Raw genomic sequence first — 22,794 nt, 5'->3', positions numbered from 1 at the left:
ATCGCTCCGGAGACGGCGATGGCTGACCAGGCATCCCGGCCGATGGCCGGCAAGACGGTACTGGTGACGGGCGGCACCGGCGGTATCGGCGAGGCCACAGCCGCCGGCCTCGCCGCTCTGGGCGCCCGAGTCGGGATCACCGGCCGGGACCGCGGCCGGGCCGAGGCGGCCGCGGCACAGATCACTGACCAGACCGGCAACCCCGCCGTAGATGTGTTCGTCGCGGACCTGTCGGCCCAGGCCGAGGTACGCCGGCTGGCGGCCGAGGTCCTCGCGTCGTACCCGAGACTGGACGTGCTGATCAACAACGTCGGCAAGATCTGGGCCAACCGGCACGTCACGCCCGACGGGCTGGAGCACACCTTCGCGCTGAACCATCTGGCGCCGTTCCTGCTGACCAACCTGCTGTTGCAACGGCTCCAGGCCAGCGCACCCGCGCGGGTGGTCACGGTCTCGTCCGGCGCCCAGGCGATGGGCCGGATCGACTTCGACGACCTGCAGAGCGAGCGCCGGTACTCGGGCCAGCGTGCGTACAACGCCTCGAAGCTGGCCAACGTCATGTTCACCTACGAGCTGGCCCGCCGGCTGGAGGGCACCGGGGTTACCGCGACCGTGCTGCACCCCGGCGTGGTGCGGACGTCGTTCGGTGCCGAAGATCCGTCGCCGTTGTACAGAGTGCTGTTGCCGCTGGCGCGCTTGTTCATGAAGACCCCGGAGCAGGGGGCGGCCACCTCCGTCTACCTGGCGTCATCGCCGGAGGCGGAGGGCGTCACCGGCCGGTACTTCGCCAACCGCAGACCCAAGCGATCCAGCAAGGCGTCGTACGACGCGCAGGCCGCGGCCCAGTTGTGGCACGTCAGCGCTGACCTCGTCGGCCCCGGCGGCACCTGGCCACAACAGCTGGACGGAAGAGGCGAGCGCGGATGAAGCTCGGCGTACATGTGGTCAGCTTCGACGTCGACGGCGGGGCCGCGGCGATCGGCCCGACGCTGGCACGGGTCGGACGAGCCGCCGAGGACGCGGGCGTCGACAACCTGCCGGTGATGGACCACTACCTGCAGCTGGACATGGCCGGCGGCGCCGGGCGGCCGATGATGGAGGGCTGCACGACCCCGGCTTCCTGGCCGCCCACACCAACACCGTCGAGCTACAACTACTTGTAACCGGCGTCACCTACCGGTATCCGGGTCTGCTCGCCAAGATCGTCTCGACCCTGGACGTGCTGTCAGGCGGCCGCGCCATGCTCGGGATCGGCGCAGCGTGGTACGAGCGTGAGCACGCCGCTCTCGGCGTGCCGTTCCCGCCGCTCAGGGAACGGTTCGAACGGCTCGAGGAGACGCTGCAGATCGTGCACCAGATGTGGAGCGAGGACGACGGCCCCTATCACGGCCTGCACTACCGGCTCGCCGAGACCATCAACTCGCCCCAGCCGCTGCGCGTACCCCGTCCCCCGATCATGGTCGGCGGGGGTGGGGAGAAGAAGACCCTGCGGCTGGTCGCGCAGTACGCCGACCCTGCAACCTGTTCGCCGGTGGCCCGGGCGCCGGGCCCGACGAGGTCGGCGCGAAGCTCAAGGTCCTCCGAGCGCACTGCGCGCGGCTGGGCACCGACTTCGACTCCATCCGCAAGTCGATCCTGTGGACCGGTCCGCTGGAGGTCACAGCCGCCGGCGGTACGGCGTTCGCCGAGGCACTCCGGCCGTACGCCGAAGTCGGCGTCGACGAGGTTCACGTGATGCCGTTCACCGGCGATCCCGTTGCCTTCGTGAACGGTCTCGGCGAGCACGTCGTCGGCCCACTGAACGACGTGCTGTGACCGACCCGACCGGACCGGAAGCGACCCTGACGCTCCGCGGCGATGTCCCGATCCCTGTCCTCGGTCTGGACGTGTCCCGCGTCCGCCTCGCATCGTGATGCGTTTGATGTCCGCGATCAGTGATGGCGACCTGGCTGTCGCCGCGATCGCTCGGCGCCTCGGCCTTCCGCGTCAGGCTGTCCATCGGGTTGTCGACGACCTCGTTGCCCAGGCGCACGTACAGAAGCTTCCGAACCCTGACCACGCCCGCACCGAACTCATCTCACTCACCGACGCCGGTCGAGCAGTCCTTCACCAACTCTGGTGCGAGTCCGACCGACACCGCCTGGAGCTCGTCAGAACCGCAGAGCTGTGCCACCGAGACCTCGCAACCGCCTGCGAAGCGCTCGAGCGGCTGCCGGCCCCGTTCCAGCAACCGAGGTAGCGGCGCGATATGTCGTCACTGTTGCGCCCAACTGTCCGCCCGTCTCAGCGTGAGCTGACGCCGTGACCATCGCCGGACCACAACGTGCCCGGCCCCGGACGATGAGTGCCCCCGGCAGGATTCGAACCTGCGACGCACGGTTTAGGAAACCGACGCACCCCACCGACATAGGCCCCTCCAGGCGTCGCCAGCCAGCATCAGTTCGGCAGTTCTCGACTCCAGTTCACTCGGATCGCCGCCTCTTTGTTCCCACGGCGTTCCCACGCTGAACTGCCCGATCCCGGCGTCTTGGTCCAAGCTCGCCGCGAACCGAATCGAGGCCGGTTACACCCAGACCGACAAGGCACGCCCCGCGACGACATACAATGTCAGCCCGACCGCGCCGGGGCGTCGGTGGCCCCCGCCGATGCCAATGCTTGATGATGAAACATGGAACCTGACGAGGCCCCAGCTTCGGACGACAGAGAGGCCAGCGGCGCTGTGTCGGCGGCCCGTGGGGAGCTGGGCGGGCTAGATCCCCTTCCCGGCCGCCCTCGCCAACTCGCCAGCTTGGTGGGTCTGGTGCTGATCGGGGCTGCACTGCTGTACGTCGGCCTGACCGGTCAGCAGGTGAGCCAGCTGAGCCTGACCGAAGGCGGATCGCCTTCGGGTTGGTCAGAAGGGTCGCGAGTGATGAAGATGCTCCGCGAAAACTCAGACGTGATGCTATCGACACTCTCAAGGAAGCCGCAGCGCAGCTACCGCGAAGGCAGTCTGCGCGTTTCCACCGCTTAGGCCGGCGCTGATCGGTGGTTCGTGACCTATCACGAAGGAGGACAATGAGACGGCGCTAAAGCTGGACTGTCGGAGGAACGACCCGAGGTCGAGACGTGATCGGCGTCCAGCGGGTGCGGAGGTGGCTCCGGAGCACCGGACGTCGCCCAGATTGACTCCAGGGTCTGGTCAGTGGGGGCCAGGTCCTCTAGCGGAGCTCTGGTGTTCAACATGTGGCCGCCGGCATCACAGTGACCAGCCGGATGTGGACGCCAGCAGGCGCGACTCACACCAAACCTGGCCAACCGGAACCCACCACCTGCGGATTAAAAGGCTTGCATGATCCGGTCCCACTTGCCCTCTTTAGGCGTCCGCAGTCTCGGTTGAGCCCTCGATGACCACCTTTGCCAGCGCTGGTTGACGCCAGTTCGCGTCACGAACCGTGTCACGAGCACTCTGCGACTTTCGCGGCGCCTCGGCTGGCCGGTGGCCGCCGCGTACCTCAGTGGGAACATGCCGATTGCCCAGCATCGAGGGACTAGGTCTCGGTCGGTGCCGCGAGCGTCTCGTCGGGAGCAACGCAGTGACCTAACGGCTGCAGCAGTTGATGGATGGCAGTCTGCACCAGCGGCGATCAGAGACGGGCGGTGGATGACGAGTGACGAACCGCAGAAAGACAGTCTCCCGTGACATCTGTGATTGCGCAGAAGTGCAGCCTACGCTACTACACGAACCGGTCCCGTTGCAGTCGGCCGTGCGGAGGCGAAATCCGATGACGCTGCCAATGATCCCGCCCGGCGGAGAGCCTTACGGTGCTCTGGTGGTCCCCGTTGGGTTTCCCCTCCACGATCCGGCTAACGCGTCGGTCGTGCGATGAACTACCCGCACGCAGGCCGGTCGGTGTCCTCGGCATCTATCGAACACATTCAGCGACTCGGCGCTGCTCCGATGGCAGATGCTGTGAGTGGGCCGACCACCATCGTTCCTCTGGCGCTGCGGCGCCTCGTCCGTGTGGACGGAATCTCCTACCCCAGCCGACCGGGTATCACGCATGACGACACCCAGGCTGAAATCCCAACGGAGCAGATGCTCGTCGCGCTGGCCGGTTCTGGCGCGCCGGTCGCGTTCGTTGTCGTAGGCGGACCTGTCGGTGTCGCGCTCTCGTTGGGCACGTGGACAGAGCAGGCCGAGTCCACCGGTCCGGCGACGCTCGACTACCGCATGCGTGTTCTCACCGCCGCAATCCGGGGTGTCTACCCCTCGATCGACACAAGCCCTATGGAGCACATGCCGATCCGCTGGCCGATGGGTGGTCTGGCGCTCGGCGTGCCAACAGTCGACCCGCCCGACCTGCTCGACGGAACGATCGCGATTGACAGACTCGTACGCGCCCTCACTGGGATGCGATGGGGCCTCGTCATCCTCGCAGAGCCCTTGCGCGAGAAGTCCCTGGCTACGCTCGCAAATCGGCTCATCAACGAGATGCGGGGAGTCGCAGCATTCGAACAGTCGGCGGGAGCTCCCAGCCCGCTTGCGCGCCATTACGACGAACTGCTGCGCGCCGGCTTAGACATTGTTACGAGGAGCCAGTCGGTGGGCGGGTGGCGGACCGCGGTTTATCTCCTCGGCGACGAGGTGAGCTATCCGTGCCTTGCGAGCGCCTGGCGCGCCATCCACTCGGGATCGAGGTCACTGCCAGAGCCGGTGCGCGTGTTTGACGGCAGCGAAGCGGTCGATCTGGCATCTCGTTGGGCGATGCCATCCGCCGCCACTGACAGTACCGCCCCGGACGAATTCCATCACCCATATGCTTGCCAGACAGTTCTGTCCTCGCGCGAACTATCGGGATTGGTCCAGTTGCCGCGGTCTGAGCTTCCAGGTTTCGCCATCCGCATCGCGCCTTCCTTCGACGTTGTTCCGCCTCCAGTCGAGCGGCTTGCGTCGGTGGCAGTGGGCAGCGTCATCCATCGGGAACAGCCGACCGCCATCACCTATGGGGTGACCCTGCGGAGCCTTACGCGTCACGCCTTCGTCGCTGGCGTAACCGGCTCCGGTAAGACGAACACGATCCTTCACTTGCTGACCGAGGTGGCCGCCCATGGCACGCCGTTTCTTGTAATCGAACCAGCGAAGACCGAATACAGGACGCTGCTTGACCATCCCACGATCGGTCGCCGCGTACGCGTGTTCACGCCAGGAAAAGAACGTGTCGCTCCGTTCCGCCTGAACCCGTTCGAGGTCCCACCGGGAGCCGAGGTCGCCACGCACCTGGACTTGCTCCGCGCCGTATTCGGCGCGAGCTTCGCGATGTGGGGACCCTTACCTCACGTCCTCGAGCGCTGCCTGAACGAGATATATCTCGATCGCGGCTGGGACCTTGGCACCAACCTCAACCATCGTCTGGGCGAAGAGGCAGCCATTTGGAGCGCATTCCCGACGCTTACGGACCTTAGCCAGAAGGTCAAGGAGGTTGTACCGAGCTTGGGCTACGAGCAGCGGGTTACCGACGACATTCGTGCAGCGCTGCTGACACGGCTCGACTCCCTCCGTAGCGGCGGGAAAGGAGCGATGCTTGACGTCCTGGCGTCGATCCCAATGCGAGAATTACTCGACGCCCCGACGATAATCGAACTCGAAGGTGTCGGCGACGACGATGACAAGGCCTTCCTGATAGGACTCCTGCTGATCCGCCTCGCCGAATACCGACGTGCTGCGGGCCAAACAGTCGAGTTGGCGCACTTGCTCGTCATCGAAGAGGCGCACCGACTGCTCACCAACGTCACGCGCGACTCTGAGTATGGTGGCGATCCGCGCGGGCAGGCAGTAGACACATTTACAAACCTGCTGTCGGAGATCCGAGCGTACGGGCAGGGTGTCCTTATCGCCGACCAAGTGCCGATGCGGCTAGCGCCTGACGTGATAAAGAATACGAACCTTAAGATTGCGCACAGGATCGTGGCGTCCGACGACCGCGCAGTCCTCGGCGGCACGATGGCGATGACGGACGTGCAATCGCGCTATGTCAGCACTCTTGCGTCCGGGCGCGCAGCAGCGTTTAGTGAAGGCGACGACGCGCCAGTGCTCGTCGCGGTCCCGCGGGTCAAGAACGGTGCAGTGGGGCCGGATGACGGCAGGATTGCTCAGGCGATGACGCAGTGGAGGTTGGGGCGTGACCTTGAAGGGCTTTATCGCGCCCGGCCATTCTGCGTCCAAACCTGCGCCGACGCGGACTGGGCGTGCAAGATGGCGCGCCGGTTGCTAGAGGACGAGCTCGTGCAGGGTGCCGTGGCGAGACTTGCGCTCTCAACAGCCGAGCACGCCGATGCGGCCGACCGCTTGTGGCCCGAGGTGGTATGGGTACTTCGGGCGCGGCGACCGGCACGCGTTGACGAGGAAGTACTGCTCCGGGCGTTCGCTGGTCACGCAGCAGACTGGTATTCCGCGCGCCGTGGAGCGCAAGGTGGATGGTCCTATCGGTCGACGGAGGCTCTAGCGGCCGCGCTGCGCGAATTGATGGTCGAAAAGGTCGCCGGCATCAGCGGTGGTAGTCCAGCGCGTGAGAGCTTCCAGCGACAGATGCGGGAGATGCACCGACGCGCCTTCGCGCCCTACCCAGCGTGCGATCGGGTCTGCGACCACGCTCAACTGTGCCTCTATCGATCGGCTGCGGACGACTTAGTTCGGTCTAGGCGGTACGAAGCACCTTGGCGGCAGGCTGAGGCGGCCGACGAACAGGCGGCAGGGGAACACGGCCGGAAGAATACCTGGCGCACCGCATGGAGCACCGCGTACGAGCTCGTCGAGATTCCACATGCGGGTATGTCCGCCGCTGAGCGTGAGTCAGTGACTGGCGCTGCCCGTCGCGCTGCACTTTGTTTCGCACAGCAGATGGCAGCGACCGACGAACGCAAAGTGCCCAGTACTGCGCGCTGGGTAATCGATCGCGTGCTTGACGAGGCCGACAGGAGTTCGGCGACGTGAACGCCGCCGGCGACGCTGAGCTGAGGGATCCCGAGCCGACGCCCCCACTTCCCCGCAACCCGCCGGTTGACCCTCCGCCGCTCCATCCGCCGCCCCCAGTGGACCCGAACCCATACCCCGGTCCCGACCCCGAACCTGAGCCGACGCCCCCACTTCCCCGCAACCCGCCGGTTGACCCTCCGCCGCTCCATCCGCCGCCCCCAGTGGACCCGAACCCATACCCCGGTCCCGACCCCGAACCTGAGCCGACGCCCCCACTTCCCCGCAACCCGCCGGTTGACCCTCCGCCGCTCCATCCGCCGCCCCCAGTGGACCCGAACCCATACCCCGGTCCCGACCCCGAACCTGAGCCGACGCCCCCACTTCCCCGCAACCCGCCGGTTGACCCTCCGCCGCTCCATCCGCCGCCCCCAGTGGACCCGAACCCATACCCCGGCCCCGAACCCGGCCCCGATCCCGGCCCCGAACCCGGCCCTGCACCCGATCCCGAACCCGGCCCCGAACCCGGCCCTGCACCCGATCCCGAACCCGGCCCCGAACCCGGCCCTGCACCCGATCCCGAACCCGGCCCTGCACCCGATCCCGAACCCGGCCCTGCACCCGATCCCGAACCCGGCCCTGCACCCGATCCCGAACCCGGCCCCGAACCCGGCCCCGAACCCGGCCCCGAACCCGGCCCCGAACCCGGCCCCGAACCCGGCCCCGAACCCGGCCCCGAACCCGGCCCCGAACCCGGCCCCGAACCCGGCCCCGAACCCGGCCCCGAACCCGGCCCCGAACCCGGCCCCGAACCCGGCCCCGAACCCGGCCCCGAACCCGGCCCCGAACCCGGCCCCGAACCCGGCCCCGAACCCGGCCCCGAACCCGGCCCCGAACCCGGCCCCGAACCCGGCCCTGCACCCGATCCCGAACTAGCGGACTCGCCGACATCTCCTGAGCCGCCGAGCGAATCGTCGCCGACGGACCCACTACCGCCGCCTCCCGATGTGGAGCCGCCGCCCGTCCCACCCGCGGAACCATCGTCGCCGGGGCCGCCTACCGAGCCCACGCCGACAACCGCGTAGCGAGCGCCCAACTGACAGACGAGACCCGACCTGTTGACGATGTAACCGAGGAGGTGGCGGGCTGACATGTGAGGTCAATCAGAGAAGGATGCGGAACGGATGGTTAGTCACTGCTCGTATCGCTAGTGGGTGCGCCCGTTAGTTCGTCGGTGGTTGCCAGGCGGTGGGGTCGTTGAGGTAGAGGCCGCAGGCACAATCGAGGGCCTCGGCTGGGGTGCCGGCAGGGAGGCCGCTGGGCAGGATGGAGTCCTGGTAGGTGTTGTTGCTGGCTTGGTAGATGGCGAATCCCCAGGTGGTGGCGGAGCCGCCGTAGCGGAGCCGGAGTAGTGGCATCGTGGTGCCGTCGGGCAGTTCGCCGTCGACGTAGGCGAATGCTCCGTGATGGCGGATGTGCAGACCGGCCAGTTGGGGCCAACGTTCGGCTGCGTGGGTGTGCAGCCGTTGTCGCAGTGAGGTCTTGGTCGAGTCCGGCGGTGTGGCCATGGCTGTCAGCCTGCCACGGCCACACGCGGTGAGTCTGCGCGACCGTGCCGAGATCGTCGGGCACAGTTCCTTGTTCGCAGTGGGCAAGGGGACAAGGGAATTCGCGGTGTCGATGCGCAGTCGGTATGTCGTGTGCTTGACCGTTACGCAGCGGTCGGAACTGGAAGCGATCACGCGCAGAGCCTGCGCTGAGCATCGGCAAGTACTACGAGCCCGGATTGTGCTGGCCGCTGCCGACGGTGCATCCAACGCCGCCATCGGGCGCCGCTTCGCGATCGATGCCGACACCGCCGGCAAGTGGCGCAGGCGATTCTGCCTCAGCGGGATCGAAGGATTGCTCGATCTGCCGCGAAGCGGGCGGCCGCGCAAGTTCACCGCCGAGGTGGTTGCCGGGGTCAAGGCCTTGGCCTGCGAACTCCCTACTACGGCGGGGATGCCGATGACCCGGTGGAGCTGCCCCGAGTTGGCGCGTGAGGTAGTGACCCGCGGTGTGGTCGAGCAGATCTCGGTCTCGACGGTGCGCCGGTGGCTGGCCGCCGACGCGATCAAGCCCTGGCAGCACCGATCCTGGATCTTTCCCCGCGACCCGTATTTCGCGTCCAAAGCCACCAGGGTGCTCGACCTCTACGCCCGTACCTTCGACGGCGAGCCGCTCGGCAAGGACGATTTCGTGTTGAGTGCGGACGAGAAACCCGGCGTCCAGGCCCGACACCGCAAACATCCCAGCCTGGAGCCGGCCGCACACCGCCCGATGCGGGTCGAAGCCGAGTACACCCGCAACGGCACGCTGGCCTATTTCGCCGCCTACGACGTGCACCGCGCCCACGTCATCGGCCGGTGCGAGCCCACCACCGGCATCGTCCCGTTCACCCGACTGGTGGACCAGGTCATGTCCAGCGAACCCTATGCCAGCGCCCGGCGGGTGTTCTGGGTCGTCGACAACGGTGCCTCCCACCGCAACTGGGCCGCGGCGCAACGACTCAACGACGCCTACCCCAACGCGCACATGGTCCACCTGCCCGTGCACGCGTCCTGGCTGAACCAGGTCGAGATCTACTTCTCCGTCGTCCAACGCAAAGCACTTACCCCCGACAACTTCACCGACCTCGACGCCGTGGAACAACGGCTGGTGGCCTTCCAGGACCACTACAACCGCACCGCCAACCCCTTCGACTGGACCTTCACCCGCACCGACCTCAACGACCTACTCACACGCCTCGGCAACCACAACCCCCATACGCCACTACCCCTTGCCGCGTAACCACCGACGAACTAACGGGCGCACCCACTAGTGTCGCGGTAACGAAATAGCTTTACCTCGTGGGATCATCGGTTATGGCGTTGACTGTGACCGTGGATGTTCCGGTCGAGGATCGCAGGGTGTTGGAGTCGTGGACGCGTTCGTCGTCGATGCGGGCGGGTCTGGCGCAGCGGGCGCGGATCGTGTTGCTGGCGGCCGACGGGGTGGCGGTGAAGGACATCGTGGCGCGGGTGGGGGTGTCCAAGCCGACGGTGATCGGGTGGAAGAAGCGTTACGCGGCCGAGGGGCTGGGTGGGCTGGACGACCGGCCGAAGCCGGGCCGGCCGGCCACGGTCGACGAGGTCGCGGTGGTGCTGGCGACGTTGGAGCCGCCGCCGGAACGCCTCGGCGTGACGCACTGGTCGTCGCGGCTGCTGGCCGACCACCTCGGCGGGGTCTCGCATGTGTGGGTCGGCAAGATCTGGAAGAGGTGGGGCCTACAGCCGTGGCGGGTCGAGACGTTCAAGTTCTCCACCGACCCCGAATTGGAGGCCAAGGTCCGCGATGTCGTTGGTCTGTACCTGAGCCCGCCCGACAACGCGATCGTGTTGTCTATCGACGAGAAATCCCAGATCCAGGCATTGGACCGGACCGCGCCGATCCTGCCGCTGCGCCCGGGGCTACCCGAGAAGCGCAGCCACGACTACCGCCGCAACGGCACCACCACACTGTTCGCCGCGCTCGAGATCGCCACCGGCAGAGTCGTCGACGCGTGCATGCCCAGGCACCGCCACCAGGAGTTCCTGCGGTTCCTCAAGCAGGTCGCGAAGGCCTACCCACGCAAGAAGCTGCACATCGTGGTCGACAACTACGGCAGCCACAAGCACCCCAAGGTCCGCGCGTGGCTGGCGAAGAACCCGCGGATCCAGCTGCACTTCACCCCGACCAGCGGCTCCTGGCTCAACATGGTCGAGATCTTCTTCGGCATCATCACCCGCCAGGCCATCCGGCGCGGCACCTTCACCTCAGTCCGCGACCTGGTCGATGCCATCCGGACCTTCATCGACGGCTGGAACGACCGCTGCCAACCCTTCGTCTGGACCAAAACCGCAGACGACCTACTCGACCACTGCAAACCCGGTCAAAGAACATCGTTTACGCGACACTAGGACCTGCCATCTGTCTGGCGCGACACATACAGACTCGACACCCTAGCCGGACGCGGATCCAATCAGCTATGAGCGTGATCCGCGCGGCAGCACTCTCGTCGTCGTCTCCGAGGTGTTGAACTAGGGCGAGTCACAGGTGCGCCGCAAGAACGTGCTCCTAGCGCTCGACCAGCGGAGTCGTGGCTGCCATGAAGGAAGAGCAATGTAACCAGCAGATGCTGCTGTAGCCGCCGGGGTAACAGCTGCGCCGCTCGCGACGGTGGCGATATACGCAACACGCGAGAGCCAGGAGGCCACTGAGCCGGCGTTGGCCTGGCTCGCGGTCGTGCTGCTGGTCCTGGTGCGAAGTGGTGTCGACCCATGCGAGGCATGTGCACGTGGTGCAAACAGGATGAGGGCAAAGCTGCTGCTAGAGGCTGGATGAGGCGTTGGCGTACCTTCTCGCAATGAGAATGTCGCCCGGTTCCAACCTGTCCGGATCTTGGCGGCGCACTGCGTCGAGATAACTGGGGGACTGCTGGCGAGCCACTCATCGCCGCGAGCGGCGTGAAGACGACCGCCACGGTCGCCGTAGCTGAAGCCAGACAATGGGTGCAGCCGATCCAGGTGTTCGAAACGTCCCGGCAGAGAGGCTGCGCAACTCAGCGGCTAGATCTGATGTTCAACGACGTCGGTCGGTCGGCTGGCTGGGGGCGTGCCGCCGATGAACAAGTGGGCTCGGTGGTGATTGTAGAAGAGAAGCGAGCCGGGCAGGGCCGCGTTGCGCTGAGGGCCTTCCACCTCTCCTACTTCATGGGATTCGGTCACTTGTACAAGCGAATGATTTTGTTGAACTGGCTCACGCCGACCAAAGCTCTGCGACGGAACGCGGGTCGAGGACGACTGGGATAGCAACCTATATCTCATTGTGACCCTCATAGGTCGAGGTCTGCCAGCAACCAAGCGCTCAACAAGTCTGAAGCTCTCATGCCTTGACCTGCACAATTTGAAGATCTGATCCGCGCCGTATCCACTCGCCAAGCGCCGTGATCTACTGGGAAGGAGGGTCGCGCACGCGAAGCGGAAGCGGCTTAGGTTGCCGGATGCCGGGCTACTCGGTCGCCTCGCATCGGTCTCCAGGCGAGAGGCGTTGTGGTGCACTGCCAATCTTGCGGTTATGTGAACCGAGCAGGCGCAGCCTACTGCGAACGGTGCGGAGCTGCGTTGACTCGGCCTTGTCCTGCTTGTGGTGAACCCGCGTCTGTTGGGGCGGTAGCATGCTCGTCTTGTATGGTGCCATTAGCTTGGCCAGGATCATATGAGGAACCACCATCTGGTGCGGTAGTGCCCCCTGCGCCAGTGCCTTCTCCTCCAATTGACCCTCCGCCGGCGACAACAACCGCGACTCCAGCTGGCTGGAGAGGACCGGCGCAAAGTGATGGTGCCGGTTTCACTGGTGTTGTGAGGGAACTGCAGCGCGACGATGCGATGGTCACCAATAATGCGGAGAGAGTCTGGAGTTTTCGGATCGAGCGCTACGATCCGAGCGGAGACCGGCTTGCGCCTGTGCCAGTCGAGATGCGAGGAACGTCGTTCTCCGGCACCGTTAGCAACGGCGATGAGGTTCGGGTGAATGGGCGGTGGTCGCAGGGGACGCTCCGGATCCATGAACTGGACAACCTCACGACCGGCGCCAAAATTCACTCCAATTCTCACCCAGTTCTGCAGGTAGTGGCGTGCAGTGTGATTGCTATCGCCTTCTTCGCCTTCTTCGTGTTCCTTGGGATCACGTTCGTGATGAGCGTGTTCCTTGGACGAGACTGGCCGTGATGGCAACCGACCCAGTCAGCACGGCGGTGGTGGACCATCTCCAACGATTGGGGTTCGTCCCAGCGTCGCGGGGCGATGCCTCGACACAGGCTGGCTTGGTGCATGCCGACTCGTACGGACTACAGCTGTCGTTGTGTGGCGCTCTTCGTGGTGCGAACCGTCGGTGATACTGCGCTGGTGTGGACGCTGTTGCGCGGGTCGAGCGTGGCAGCCATCCGCGCCGCTGAATCAGTCCGGGCGGCCCTTCAGCCGGCGGCTGACCGCACGCTCGCCGTTGGACCCCGAGAAGATTACCGACGACGGGCCTTCCGGCTCGACTCGCGCTCGGCAAGAGCGTGCCGCTTGTCCCAGGTCTTCTTGCTGCGCGGGACTCCGGCGCAGGCCAGACGTCGGGCTGACTCAGATGCGTTGGAGCGTGCGAGCGGATTAAAAGGGGCAATGATGCCCTAGTAACCAGCCTCTCTAGGCGTCAGAGCCCCCAGTTTGAAGACCTTCTGCCCCCACCAGCTGACTGTGTCCGACTCGATTTCGCACCACGATTGATCCCACGGCCGATGCAGCGCCTCCCGCCGCCCAGCCATGCGAGCTTCCCAATCGGACTCTCCCGGGTCAAGGCGTGCCATCGCCGCGAGGCGCAGGAGCGAGCCCGCGGCGTTCACCGCCCGCACCCGCTCTCGAGGTCTTTGGCAGAGCCAAGTAGTCGCCTCCGGGGCCTCTCCCGGCGGGTAAGCCGCTTCGGTGTGGCTGTGGTGAGCGATGCTGTCTACACCTGCATCTACCGCCAGGAGGCGACCCATGGTCCAAAGAGTCGAGATCCTGCTGACGGATGACCTCGACGGCAGCAAGATCCCTACCGGCAAGGGTGAAACGGTGCACTTCGCGCTCGACGGCACGTCGTATGAGATCGACCTCCGCACCAGGCACGCGGCAGTGTTGCGCGCCGCACTCCGGCCCTACGTCGATGCAGGCCGCCCGATCAGGAGCGGGCGCGGCCGGCAAGTCACCCGAAGCAAAATCGCTGCGGATGCTCGCACAGTCAAGGAGTGGGCTCGGGCGAACGGGTACGAGGTCAATGACCGCGGGCGGGTGCCGGCCAAGATTCGGGAGGCCTTCGAGGCCGCTAACTAGTGGGGCGTGCCATTAGTTGTTAGACGGTTGGGTGGAGGTCAGAATGAGGTATGGCGAACCGTGCGGCTACTGCGTTGGCGTTGCGAGATGGTGATCGGGAGCGGTTGGTCTCGTTGACCCGGAGCTCGAGTGTGCGGGCGGGCTTGGCTCAACGGGCGAGGATCGTCTTGCTGGCCTCGGAGGGAACGTCCAACACCGCGATCGCGGACAAGGTCGGTGTGACCCGGCAGACGGTGATCACCTGGCGGGATCGGTACTGCTCGTCGGGTCTGGCCGGGTTGGACGACGAGCCTCGTGCGGGCCGGCCGCGTGAGGTGGATCATCGGGCGATCGTGGCCGAGACGTTGAAGTCGCCGCCGAAGAAGCTGGGCGTGACGCACTGGTCGAGTCGGTTGCTGGCTGCGCATCTGGGCGTGGGCAATGCGACGGTGGCCAGGGCGTGGCGGGACTACGGAGTTCAGCCGTGGCGCAGTGAGACGTTCAAGTTCTCCACCGACCCGGAGCTGGTCGCCAAGGTCACCGACGTGGTCGGCCTGTACCTGGCGCCGCCGGAGAACGCGATCGTTTTGTGTGTGGACGAGAAGTCCCAGATCCAGGCGCTCGACCGGACCCAGCCGACGCTGCCGATGCAGCCCGGGCTGGCCGAGCGGCGCACCCATGACTACGTCCGGCACGGCACCACCACACTGTTCGCGGCCCTGGAGATCGCCACCGGCACGGTGACCGCCGCGGTCAAGCCCCGGCACCGCCACCAGGAGTTCCTGGCCTTCCTCAAACAGGTCGCCAAGGCCTACCCCCACGACGAACTCCACCTCGTGATGGACAACTACGCCGCGCACAAGCGCGTCGAGATCTGTCGCTGGCTCGAGGCCAACCCCAGGATCCAGGTGCACTTCACCCCGACGTCGGGCTCCTGGCTGAACCTGGTCGAGGTGTGGTTCTCGATCATCGAGAAACAGGCCATCCACCGCGGCACCTTCGGCTCCGTCAAAGACCTCAACGCCAAGATCCGGGCCTTCATCGCCGGCTGGAACGACCGCTGCCACCCCTTCGTCTGGACCAAGACACCAGACCAGATCCTCAAGAAAGCGAACCGTCCACAGACTTCAGAAACGGTCCACTAGTTCCGATCCAGCGCATAATCAAGGATGCTTTGGACCGACGCCCTGCGAATGGCCGCGTACCTCTTTCGCTCCAAGAAGCTAGACGCGTGCCGTGCAATCAATTCGAAGCCAAAGCGTGCCGGCCGGCCATTCACTTCGAGGATCCATGACGCACCTTCGCGGGTGACAGCCTGATCGACCCCCGCCTCGAAGAGCTCACCGGTCGTGCATTCGTCTATCGCAAGGCACGCCGCCACCGCGTTAGTTTCGATCAGGTCAATAGGGATCTGGACTGGGAATTCGGGAATTTCCTGAATCGAGCGTGCCTGAGCGCCAAGGCTGATATTTCCGAGAGCGCCCTCCTTTGATACTTTGGCATAGGAACCAATCGCCGTTAGTGTACGACCTCGACGTTGAACCAGGGTTCGTACTTCAAGTATCTCCGGGTGACCGACATCCTCTTGCAGTAGGTAGTTAGATAGTTTGCCGGTGAGGTCGCTATTCGTGATTTTCCCACCGTCATCCCACGCGAGGCTATGCCCTGATCGATTGACAAACTTCACCCCCGATCCCTGGCTGCCGCTGCGTGGCTTGAGGACCAGCGCATCTGGCAGCAAATCTAGCGTCGAGGAGCTAGCGAGCACCTGCTCGACGGAAACAGTTAGCGGGGAGGGCAATTTAACGGCAGTGAGGCGTTCGTACGTCGCCAATTTGTCGCCCATAAGATCGAGGGCATGCAGGGGATTGAAGACGCGCTCCTCATCCTCCAGAGCGACCCTAGTCGGTTTAGAACTTGCGCGGTCCCAACCGGCGGCAAGCCGGTCGTAGTACGCGCCAACGGAATCGTTCCGCCCGAGGGGTGTCCCTTGGACGTCGTATAGCTGCATATCGCTGATGTTCTCACCGGACAAGACGTCGGCCACTCCAACAGACAGTCCCTGCTGCTCCGCCAATGCACCAAGCTCGCGAAAGAAGTATCCTTGGGCACCGAACGGGCGCGCACCTGGCGCCACATTGGACAGCACGAGAAGATCGAGCTTCTTATTCATTGTCGACAATCCGCCTAATTATGACATCACCCGCGCGCTTGTTTCGAGAACGATTAACGTCAGCCAATCCAAGCAGCGCTAATGATGCGCTGGATATGAAAACGGAGTTTATAGAGTCGTCTATCTTTGTTCGCACCGCACACTTCACGGACAGGTCGGCATATGTCACCTCGACGACATCCCCTTGCTCAAGTCCCAGTCTAGCAAACTCGTATGGTCGCAGCTGGAGCATCGGTAGTTGCTGAGATCCTTCACCGTCATAGTAGTCATCCACTTCACTCATTGAGGGTCGACCGATGTAAGCATCCGAGGAGACGATGAATCTGTTCCATAAATGATCCCGAGCTACTCGACCCTCAATGCGATGGGGTATATCCGAGTTGTCCCACGGGATGTCGAGCAGGGTCCGCAATTGCTTCGGCATAGCCACTCCGTAGGGTACACGCGAGTCATATCTGATTTGGACGTATTCGGAGTGATGTTCAGTCACAAGCCTGATCCACGTCCGTTCCGGGGCTTCTGGGAATTGTCTCTTGAGGCTCGGCGAAAGAACGATGAAACGATGATGGTGACCGAACTTTCCAGGCAGTTCACGTATGAGATCCATCGGCACTCTTGTCAGCGGACACTCGGGTCTAATGACGATGCGACGTTCCTCGCCATGAATCTCGATATGCTTCGCAAGGAGGAGTTCAGATAGACTGTCCACGAATTCGGCTGCGTCGCAATTGATCACTGATATGCCTCGCCGGGACCATGACTGCACATCAAGCGGATTCGGATTCTGCTGGATCGCGAACATGCGGTCCTGGAAGTTTAGATTCGCGCTCGAAATCAGTGAGCGTACATAGTAAAAGAGATGCAGGAAATTCGGATCCCGGAGCCCGAAGCCGATAAAGATGCTGGTCTTGCTCAGTAGCCACGCTTTAAGTAGATCCTGTGCAACCGAGCCGCCAGCTACGAAGTGTTCGTAGAAGTCGTGAGTCGTCACTATCAATGGCGCGAGCGCCTCTTCAACGTCCAGTGATCCGTGGAGCTTCAAAAGCACCGTCTTGTCGGACGATATATGTGAAATATCGGTTGGTGAGCACAGTCGCTGGAAATTCACCCCGGCGTCACTCAGTGCTCTTTCCATGAATAGATCATAGTTGGTGGTCACGAAGGTCTTCACGGGTAAACGAGAAAGCGCGATGTGGAACTCTGGTGTGGTGGCTGGCGCTGACTCGAAGGCTTGGCCTACTAATTGAATTAGTTCATATCTTCCTATCTTGGCCTCGAGTCGTCCGGCCATGTCGCCTAATGTCGAGCAGCCTTCGGCTTCGCTCGGGTCGAGTTCGCTAGCCAACCGGTCCGCAAGTTGAGCGCCTGTAGGTGCATCAGCTGTAGTTGCAGACGCTCCCGCTCCGAGGAACACGAGCAGTTCCCCTCGCAGCATTGGAGCAAGAAACCTCTTGGCGAAGGAGCGAGGCAAACTTGCAGCTCCGTGGTTATCCATAAGTCGACCCGCCCCTTATTGCGCCGTCGTCAGTCGGCGCCGCCCATCCATTATCCGACACCTTCTTACAGTCGTTAATCGATCCTGAGCGTCGGACGTTACAGTTGGCGACGTGCTCCCGCGCTATCACGGTCCCAAGAATTTCGATTTCGCATAGCGCATCGCGACACCCGCGTCAGGCGAGCTCATGTGGGTGAGAGCACAGCTGGTGGAGGCGCGGGATTGGACAAGTTGGCTCTTGACGACGGCCGTGCTAGCCTCGGGGCGCGGGGCGCATGCCGAGCAAACACCTGGCCCAGTCCGTGGCGAGTAACCTTGGCATTGCCGCAGAATGCGGACTGGCACCCCATCCTGGGCACTGCACCCACCGGCATCACACACTCCCACTCACCGCTCGGTGACTTGGCGCCGGCCGCGGGAATCGCGTCTCTGTGATTCTGGCTTCATGGCACGCTGGGGGAGTCATTTCGGAGCTGGCGCTGTCACGGTCAGGGGTTTGGTCCGTGGTGTGGTTACTGCCCGGGTTGCCTCCTCCAGGAGCACGCTGGCTCGGGTGGTCACGAGATTGGCGCCCTCACGAAGTAGGTCCTCCTGCATGCCAACGGCGCGGTGCGTGCCAAAGACGAAGATCGGCACCATCGCATCCTTGGCCCGCACCGCTCGGATGAGGTCCACGCCAGCGCTCGGGTTGTAGGTGCCACCTTCCGCACGCCCAAGGTCGGTGATGATCAGCCCGAAGCTCCGAGCGTCAAACAACTCGAGCGCCTCGCCGGTCGAGCGGGCCAGCGTTACTTCGATGTCGAGGGATCGCATTGCGGCGATCAGCGCGGAGTTGTTCTGTGGCGTGTCGTCAACCCATAGAATCGGGGCAATGCTTCCTCGGCCTATGGCCTTGCGCGCCTCGACGGCGCTTTGCGCTGCCCGGTCCAGGTCACGCCCAGCTTCGGTCTCCGCATGGGCCGCGTTTTGCCTGCGGAGGTTCTCGACAATTCCCCGGGCCTTTGATTGCTCCGCAGCCAACCGGTCGGAGGCTTCAAGGTAGAGGCGCATTCGCAGACGGGTCCAGAGATATCCAAACACGAATCCTACGCCACCTCCAAAGGAGACGGCCGCGAGCGAGAACGCCGCCGCGTTGGGAATCTTCATCCCGTCTCCGAGGTAGGCGCCGAGCGAATCGGCTGCGTCAGGCAAGTTTGTCAGTTCGACGAGGCCAGCACCGACGAGGAGTTTCGTCAACCAATCTGAAATCTGCTCTAGATTGGAGTTCGATGTATACCTCTCACCGGAGCCGGGCACGAATCCTGTACGTTCCCGGGGCACGCCGAAGATGACACCGAGGATTATCGCAACTACCGCCGCGGCGATCGCGTATAAGAACCAGCGCACGCCATCGCCCACGCCCACCCCAGCTGCCAGGGAGACGAACATCGCAGTCAACCCACCAGCAGTCAGCGCTGCGCCGAAACCGCCGTAAACCGCGTTAGCGGACCAATGTCGGCTGAGCGCCGCACTCTCGGCGGCGGCATATTCATTAGCTGATCGCGGATACGTCATCACTCCCACGCCCCCAATGAACTGGCGAGTCGACGTCCTGCAAAGCGGACCCGTTCAGAGAGATCCCTAACCCCCGCTACCGACTGTGCCATGACTGTCTCCTCTGCGGCAGAGAGTGGATTCGGCGTGTCGAGCGCTCGCTGCTCACCCGATTCGCCCTCTCGACCAAGATGTGCCGCGGAGTTTGGCGGTAACACCGCCTGGCTCCCTCCTCGTTCGTTGAACGTGATGAGTAGAACGGTGTAGCGGAGCACCTGATACAGATTGGGCGGGACATTTGTGTAACGGTTGGCCAGGCCCTCGGGGCCAGCCCAGGACTTCCCATCGGCCCGATCGTGCCCGTCACCTTCCGCGAGAACCATCGCCTGGCGCGGCCTCCAGCAACCACGCTCGCTGAGGCGGAAGACCCATCCCACGAACGACGTGCTGCTTCTAATCCACAAGCTGAACCACGCTTGAGCCACCCCGTATGAACTGCAACTCCGCCCCATATGCCGCGGGACGGATGGCGATGCAGTGCGCTGACGTTGGCGATGCGGTGCACCGACGTCGGCAATGCGGTGGCTCGGCGTGACCAGCCCCGGGGATCCTCACCGGCTGCTGCCGCTGGAGCTGACTGGAGCTGTACGCGGGCCTGCTGGTCGTGGCGGGTGACGCGCGGACGACCAGGACCTGGCCGAGAAGGCGACCGGGCAGCTGCGCACCGTTCCAAACGACGAGGTTAGGCGCCGTCTCGGCATGAGCCGGGCGTGACCTACGAGGTCACCTGGAGCGAACGTGCCCTGAATCAGGCCGCCGGCTTCCTCGCCGACGCCCCTAAAGGACTCGTTCAGCTCCTCGATGCTGTCGACCTACTCGAAGACGATCCCCGCAGGTCTGATCCAGGAGTCTGGAGGACGGCTCGCCACATCGCGGCAGGGACATGAGGATCGATGAATCCGACGCGCGCATTCGCGCGCAGAGAACACTGACAAAGGCTGACGCCTCACGGACACTGTGTTCTAGCGACTGGAGCCAGGGTGCGACTGGTTCAGTTCAGCGAGGAGAGGCTTTGGCGATGGAGCTATCGATGGCCTCGCGAATCGCTGCCCAGGGGAGTGGCTTGCCGGGAGCGCTCCGCGGGGTATGGAGCGGCCATACGTCTTCGCCGTAGATCAGGTGCACGCCGGCCGAGGTCAGAGCGCCGATGTGCTGATCCCACGCGGGCTGACCGGCATGCGCTGCGTTGATCCGTGGGAACACCACCACCGGCGGCGTGTGCGCGCCAATCGCTTCGCAGACCTGGGTCAGAGCCTGGTTGTCTGCGATACCGAGGGCTAGCTTGGCGACAAAGTTCGAGGTAGCCGGCACGACGGCGTAGCAGTCAACAGCTGGGTGAGGGCTTTGTTCATCAGGTAGGCGGGTTTCGCTCCTGACCGGGAGCGACGTAGCTGCTTCGATCTTCTCGCGCTCCCCGCTCGTCTCCAGCCACACGGCTGCGGTTGGGGTGAGCGTGACGGCAACTGTCCAGCCGTCCTCGAGTAGCGGTTCGATCAGCCGTTCGCGAACCTGCTCGATGCCACCGGCGGCGGCGCACACGAGACCGAGAGTGCGCCCGGTCACTGAACCGCCCTGCAGCGCTCGGCGAGAGCCAGGATCTCTGAGCCGCGGCCTCCGGTGCTTGGAGTGCGCCGGTGGATGTCGCGGACGACCTCGCGCACGCCGGGATTGTGACGCACGAGTTGGGGAGATTTTGCTTCGGCCGCGAGCAATGCAGAGATGGCCTTGTCATCCTGGGCTGCGTAGCTGTGGGCTTTCGCCAGATCGATGGCGTGCGCGACCTGGCGGACGGTGGGGAGGACAGACGAGTCGACTCGGGGACCATGCTCCGTCACATAGCCGATGTCACCAAGGTCTAGCGCCGCGGTCAGTCGATGCAGCATGACGTTCGTCGGACCGAACGAGGTATTCCAGTAGTTCGCGTCGGCGCCGAGCTGCTGAGCGGCGGCATCGGCCTCGGCGAGCAGCTCGGTAGTCGTAGCGCGATCGTGTCGCCGCGAGGCAGCGGTTGCCATACGAAGGTTGAGCATCCCTAAGAGGCTAAGTGCAGCTGGGTCGTTCCTGCGCAGGCGCGGCGTGAGCCAGGAGCGTGCATTAAGGCCGAGCTCAATCGCTGCGTCATACCGACCAATTGCCAGCAGTGCATGTGTGCCGGCTCTCGCGGCAGATGCGAGCACGAGGGGGTCGTCCGACCTGTCGGCTGCTTTCATCGCTCGCTCTGCCGAGATCCACGTGAGGTCGAACTCGCCAATCTTGGTGAGAGTGGTTGTCGCCAAGTGATGAATGCGGGCCGAGAGCGCAGCGCCACGCCCCCCATTCGTCGCGTCAGCTTCGAGTGATTGAGTGGCCCGGATCAATTCAGGCAGCAACACGACAGTCCGACCGATGCGGCCATGTTGGTAGCTATCCCAGGCCGCTTCGGTGAGGCTGGAGACGTGTTCGATGTTCGCAGGCCAGGCCTCTGGGTCGTCCGTGAACAGAACGCCTGACAGCCGACGTGGCGCCATGAGAGCATCGCGGATGGCCGGTATGTCGTCATGCTCGTGGTCGTCTTCCAAGAGCACGGGCTGGCCGAGCAGATCGGCGAGCGAGACTCGAAGGGCAGAGGCAACCTCGCCGAGTATGTCGAGTCGCCGTATTTCGCGCTCGCCACGCTCGATCTTGCTCAGCCAGTCCTCCGAGCGGCCGACCAGACTCGCGAGGACAGCTTGGGTGAGGCCGCGGCGTGCGCGGTAAAAGGCGACGCGCTCGCCGATGCTGAGATGATCGCCCGCTCCTCGCATGACTACAACGATAGTTCAGCGAGCGAGAACCACCCGGACAGTTTGTCCGGGTTCAGAAAGCAACTCCAGCGTCCACTGGTTCCCATGGGCACAGCAGCCACACTGGTCAGACTTCCCCGTCAGGTCCGGGGACCATCATTGGTGTCGAGTCGCCTTTCGAGAGCGGCGAGTCGTTGGCTCAGCTCCTCAACCGTGCTGCGCAACGTGGCCAAGTCTTCGGCGGGTGGGCGATCCCCGGCCGCCGCGACGAAGACGCCTCGGCCTTGCTGGCTATACACCAAGCCCTCCGCGCGCAGCTGGTCCACTGCCTTCTGGAGCGTCATGAGTGCGACGCCCCATTCGGCGGCGAGCTCGCGACCTGACGGCAGCTTGCTACCGGCGGCGAGTTCGCCTGACTGGATGGCTCGCCGAAGCCCGTCTGCCACCTGGACGTACGGCGGTCGGGGGTCGTTCGTCTCCACCTTCATGCATCCAAGGTAGTCGACCTAGATAGCTAGATCAGTTGCTACCCCAAAGTCTTGTACAACAAAGTGACCTAGGTTAACCTAGGTCAATCTAGTGAACTCTTGAATAGGAGAACCGCAGTGAGCGAACAGGTGATGTCCAGCGAGGTCGTACGGAAGTTTCTTAGTGTCGCCGCGGCAGCCGAGGTTCTCGGGCTGTCTGAGATGACTCTCTACCGGGTGATCCAGGCGAACTCATTCCCCGCGGTCCGGGTCGGTCGCAGGTTGTTCATCCCGAGTCAGGCCCTGGATGACATGGCCGCCGCGGCAATCGCCAGCGGGGGAGTCGTTGACGCTGCCGAATGGCGACCCACGCAGGTCGCCGGATGAGCTGCCAGCCATCAGCTCTTCATCAGGACATCAAAGACCGGCCCCGCACAGGCGCCAACCAGGACAGGGCCG

20 protein-coding genes and 1 pseudogene are annotated in these 22,794 nt (G+C 64.2%); 14 read left to right on the top strand and 7 right to left on the bottom strand.

Annotation, left to right across the window (positions count from 1 at the left end; translation table 11 throughout):
• Positions 1 to 18 precede the first annotated feature (18 nt).
• The 7 genes from OG555_RS05580 to OG555_RS05555 all read left to right on the top strand — a co-directional run bounded on the left by OG555_RS05580 (position 19) and on the right by OG555_RS05555 (position 7,888).
• The gene (locus tag OG555_RS05580) at positions 19 to 927 is read left to right on the top strand and encodes an SDR family oxidoreductase (RefSeq protein WP_329481605.1); all 909 of its coding nucleotides are present in this window, start codon (positions 19 to 21) and stop codon (positions 925 to 927) included.
• Positions 924 to 1,163 (top strand): hypothetical protein, encoded by a 240-nt coding sequence (locus OG555_RS05575; RefSeq protein ID WP_329481604.1) that lies wholly within the window; start codon positions 924 to 926, stop codon positions 1,161 to 1,163. Before OG555_RS05580 ends, OG555_RS05575 begins: the two co-directional genes overlap by 4 nt.
• Entirely contained in the window at positions 1,103 to 1,735 is a 633-nt protein-coding gene (locus OG555_RS42740; protein WP_442914515.1) for an LLM class flavin-dependent oxidoreductase, read from the top strand. Before OG555_RS05575 ends, OG555_RS42740 begins: the two co-directional genes overlap by 61 nt.
• A 177-nt stretch (positions 1,736 to 1,912) precedes the next feature.
• Positions 1,913 to 2,239 (top strand): MarR family winged helix-turn-helix transcriptional regulator, encoded by a 327-nt coding sequence (locus OG555_RS42735; protein ID WP_442914514.1) that lies wholly within the window; start codon positions 1,913 to 1,915, stop codon positions 2,237 to 2,239.
• Positions 2,240 to 2,668: 429 nt separating this feature from the next.
• Entirely contained in the window at positions 2,669 to 3,013 is a 345-nt protein-coding gene (locus OG555_RS05565) for a hypothetical protein (RefSeq protein WP_329481602.1), read from the top strand.
• A 927-nt stretch (positions 3,014 to 3,940) separates the two neighbouring features.
• Complete coding sequence (locus OG555_RS05560) at positions 3,941 to 6,973, top strand: ATP-binding protein (protein ID WP_329481601.1); 3,033 nt, start codon at positions 3,941 to 3,943, stop codon at positions 6,971 to 6,973.
• A 381-nt stretch (positions 6,974 to 7,354) separates the two neighbouring features.
• Positions 7,355 to 7,888 (top strand): hypothetical protein, encoded by a 534-nt coding sequence (locus tag OG555_RS05555; protein ID WP_329481600.1) that lies wholly within the window; start codon positions 7,355 to 7,357, stop codon positions 7,886 to 7,888.
• Between the two features lie 287 nt (positions 7,889 to 8,175).
• On the opposite strand, the gene OG555_RS05550 is transcribed toward OG555_RS05555, so the two are convergent.
• The gene (locus OG555_RS05550; protein ID WP_329481599.1) at positions 8,176 to 8,520 is read right to left on the bottom strand and encodes a hypothetical protein; all 345 of its coding nucleotides are present in this window, start codon (positions 8,518 to 8,520) and stop codon (positions 8,176 to 8,178) included.
• A 220-nt stretch (positions 8,521 to 8,740) separates the two neighbouring features.
• On the opposite strand from OG555_RS05550, the gene OG555_RS05545 reads away from it, so the two are divergent.
• The 6 genes and pseudogenes from OG555_RS05545 (at position 8,741) to OG555_RS05520 (ending at position 14,990) form a co-directional block, all read left to right on the top strand.
• Complete coding sequence (locus OG555_RS05545) at positions 8,741 to 9,781, top strand: IS630 family transposase (protein WP_329481598.1); 1,041 nt, start codon at positions 8,741 to 8,743, stop codon at positions 9,779 to 9,781.
• Between the two features lie 74 nt (positions 9,782 to 9,855).
• Entirely contained in the window at positions 9,856 to 10,929 is a 1,074-nt protein-coding gene (locus OG555_RS05540) for an IS630 family transposase (protein ID WP_329481597.1), read from the top strand.
• 1,131 nt (positions 10,930 to 12,060) lie between these two features.
• Positions 12,061 to 12,138, top strand: a pseudogene (locus tag OG555_RS42730) (zinc-ribbon domain-containing protein); the annotation flags it as partial.
• Between the two features lie 231 nt (positions 12,139 to 12,369).
• Entirely contained in the window at positions 12,370 to 12,738 is a 369-nt protein-coding gene (locus OG555_RS05530) for a hypothetical protein (protein WP_329481596.1), read from the top strand.
• A gap of 795 nt (positions 12,739 to 13,533) precedes the next feature.
• Complete coding sequence (locus OG555_RS05525; protein ID WP_329481595.1) at positions 13,534 to 13,866, top strand: histone-like nucleoid-structuring protein Lsr2; 333 nt, start codon at positions 13,534 to 13,536, stop codon at positions 13,864 to 13,866.
• Positions 13,867 to 13,916: 50 nt separating this feature from the next.
• Positions 13,917 to 14,990 carry an IS630 family transposase gene (locus OG555_RS05520; RefSeq protein ID WP_329481594.1) on the top strand — a complete coding sequence of 358 codons (1,074 nt, stop codon included), beginning with the start codon at positions 13,917 to 13,919 and terminating at the stop codon, positions 14,988 to 14,990.
• Here the strand turns inward: OG555_RS05520 and OG555_RS05515 are convergent.
• The 6 genes from OG555_RS05515 to OG555_RS05490 form a co-directional block, all read right to left on the bottom strand.
• Positions 14,987 to 16,018, bottom strand: coding sequence for a YheC/YheD family protein (locus OG555_RS05515; RefSeq protein WP_329481593.1), 1,032 nt, complete (start codon positions 16,016 to 16,018; stop codon positions 14,987 to 14,989). The genes OG555_RS05520 and OG555_RS05515 overlap by 4 nt on opposite strands.
• Positions 16,011 to 17,432 (bottom strand): SIR2 family protein, encoded by a 1,422-nt coding sequence (locus OG555_RS05510; protein WP_329481592.1) that lies wholly within the window; start codon positions 17,430 to 17,432, stop codon positions 16,011 to 16,013. Before OG555_RS05510 ends, OG555_RS05515 begins: the two co-directional genes overlap by 8 nt.
• 543 nt (positions 17,433 to 17,975) lie before the next feature.
• Positions 17,976 to 19,067, bottom strand: coding sequence for a response regulator (locus tag OG555_RS05505; RefSeq protein WP_329481591.1), 1,092 nt, complete (start codon positions 19,065 to 19,067; stop codon positions 17,976 to 17,978).
• Between the two features lie 1,035 nt (positions 19,068 to 20,102).
• Positions 20,103 to 20,645: a flavoprotein gene (locus OG555_RS05500; RefSeq protein WP_329481590.1), complete on the bottom strand. Its 543-nt coding sequence runs from the start codon at positions 20,643 to 20,645 to the stop codon at positions 20,103 to 20,105.
• Between the two features lie 20 nt (positions 20,646 to 20,665).
• Complete coding sequence (locus OG555_RS05495) at positions 20,666 to 21,889, bottom strand: helix-turn-helix domain-containing protein (protein ID WP_329481589.1); 1,224 nt, start codon at positions 21,887 to 21,889, stop codon at positions 20,666 to 20,668.
• Between the two features lie 119 nt (positions 21,890 to 22,008).
• A complete protein-coding gene (locus tag OG555_RS05490; protein WP_329481588.1) occupies positions 22,009 to 22,356 on the bottom strand; it encodes a GntR family transcriptional regulator in 348 nt (115 codons plus the stop codon).
• Between the two features lie 117 nt (positions 22,357 to 22,473).
• Here OG555_RS05490 and OG555_RS05485 point away from each other — a divergent pair, with 117 nt between their 5' ends.
• Positions 22,474 to 22,722, top strand: a complete 249-nt coding sequence (locus tag OG555_RS05485; RefSeq protein WP_329481587.1) for a helix-turn-helix domain-containing protein — start codon at positions 22,474 to 22,476, stop codon at positions 22,720 to 22,722.
• Positions 22,723 to 22,794: the final 72 nt, after the last annotated feature.

This window comes from Kribbella sp. NBC_01484, assembly GCF_036227145.1.
GTDB lineage: Bacteria > Actinomycetota > Actinomycetes > Propionibacteriales > Kribbellaceae > Kribbella.
The sequence above is the reverse complement of the archived record's forward strand: the minus strand, read 5'-3'. Positions and strand labels throughout refer to the sequence as shown.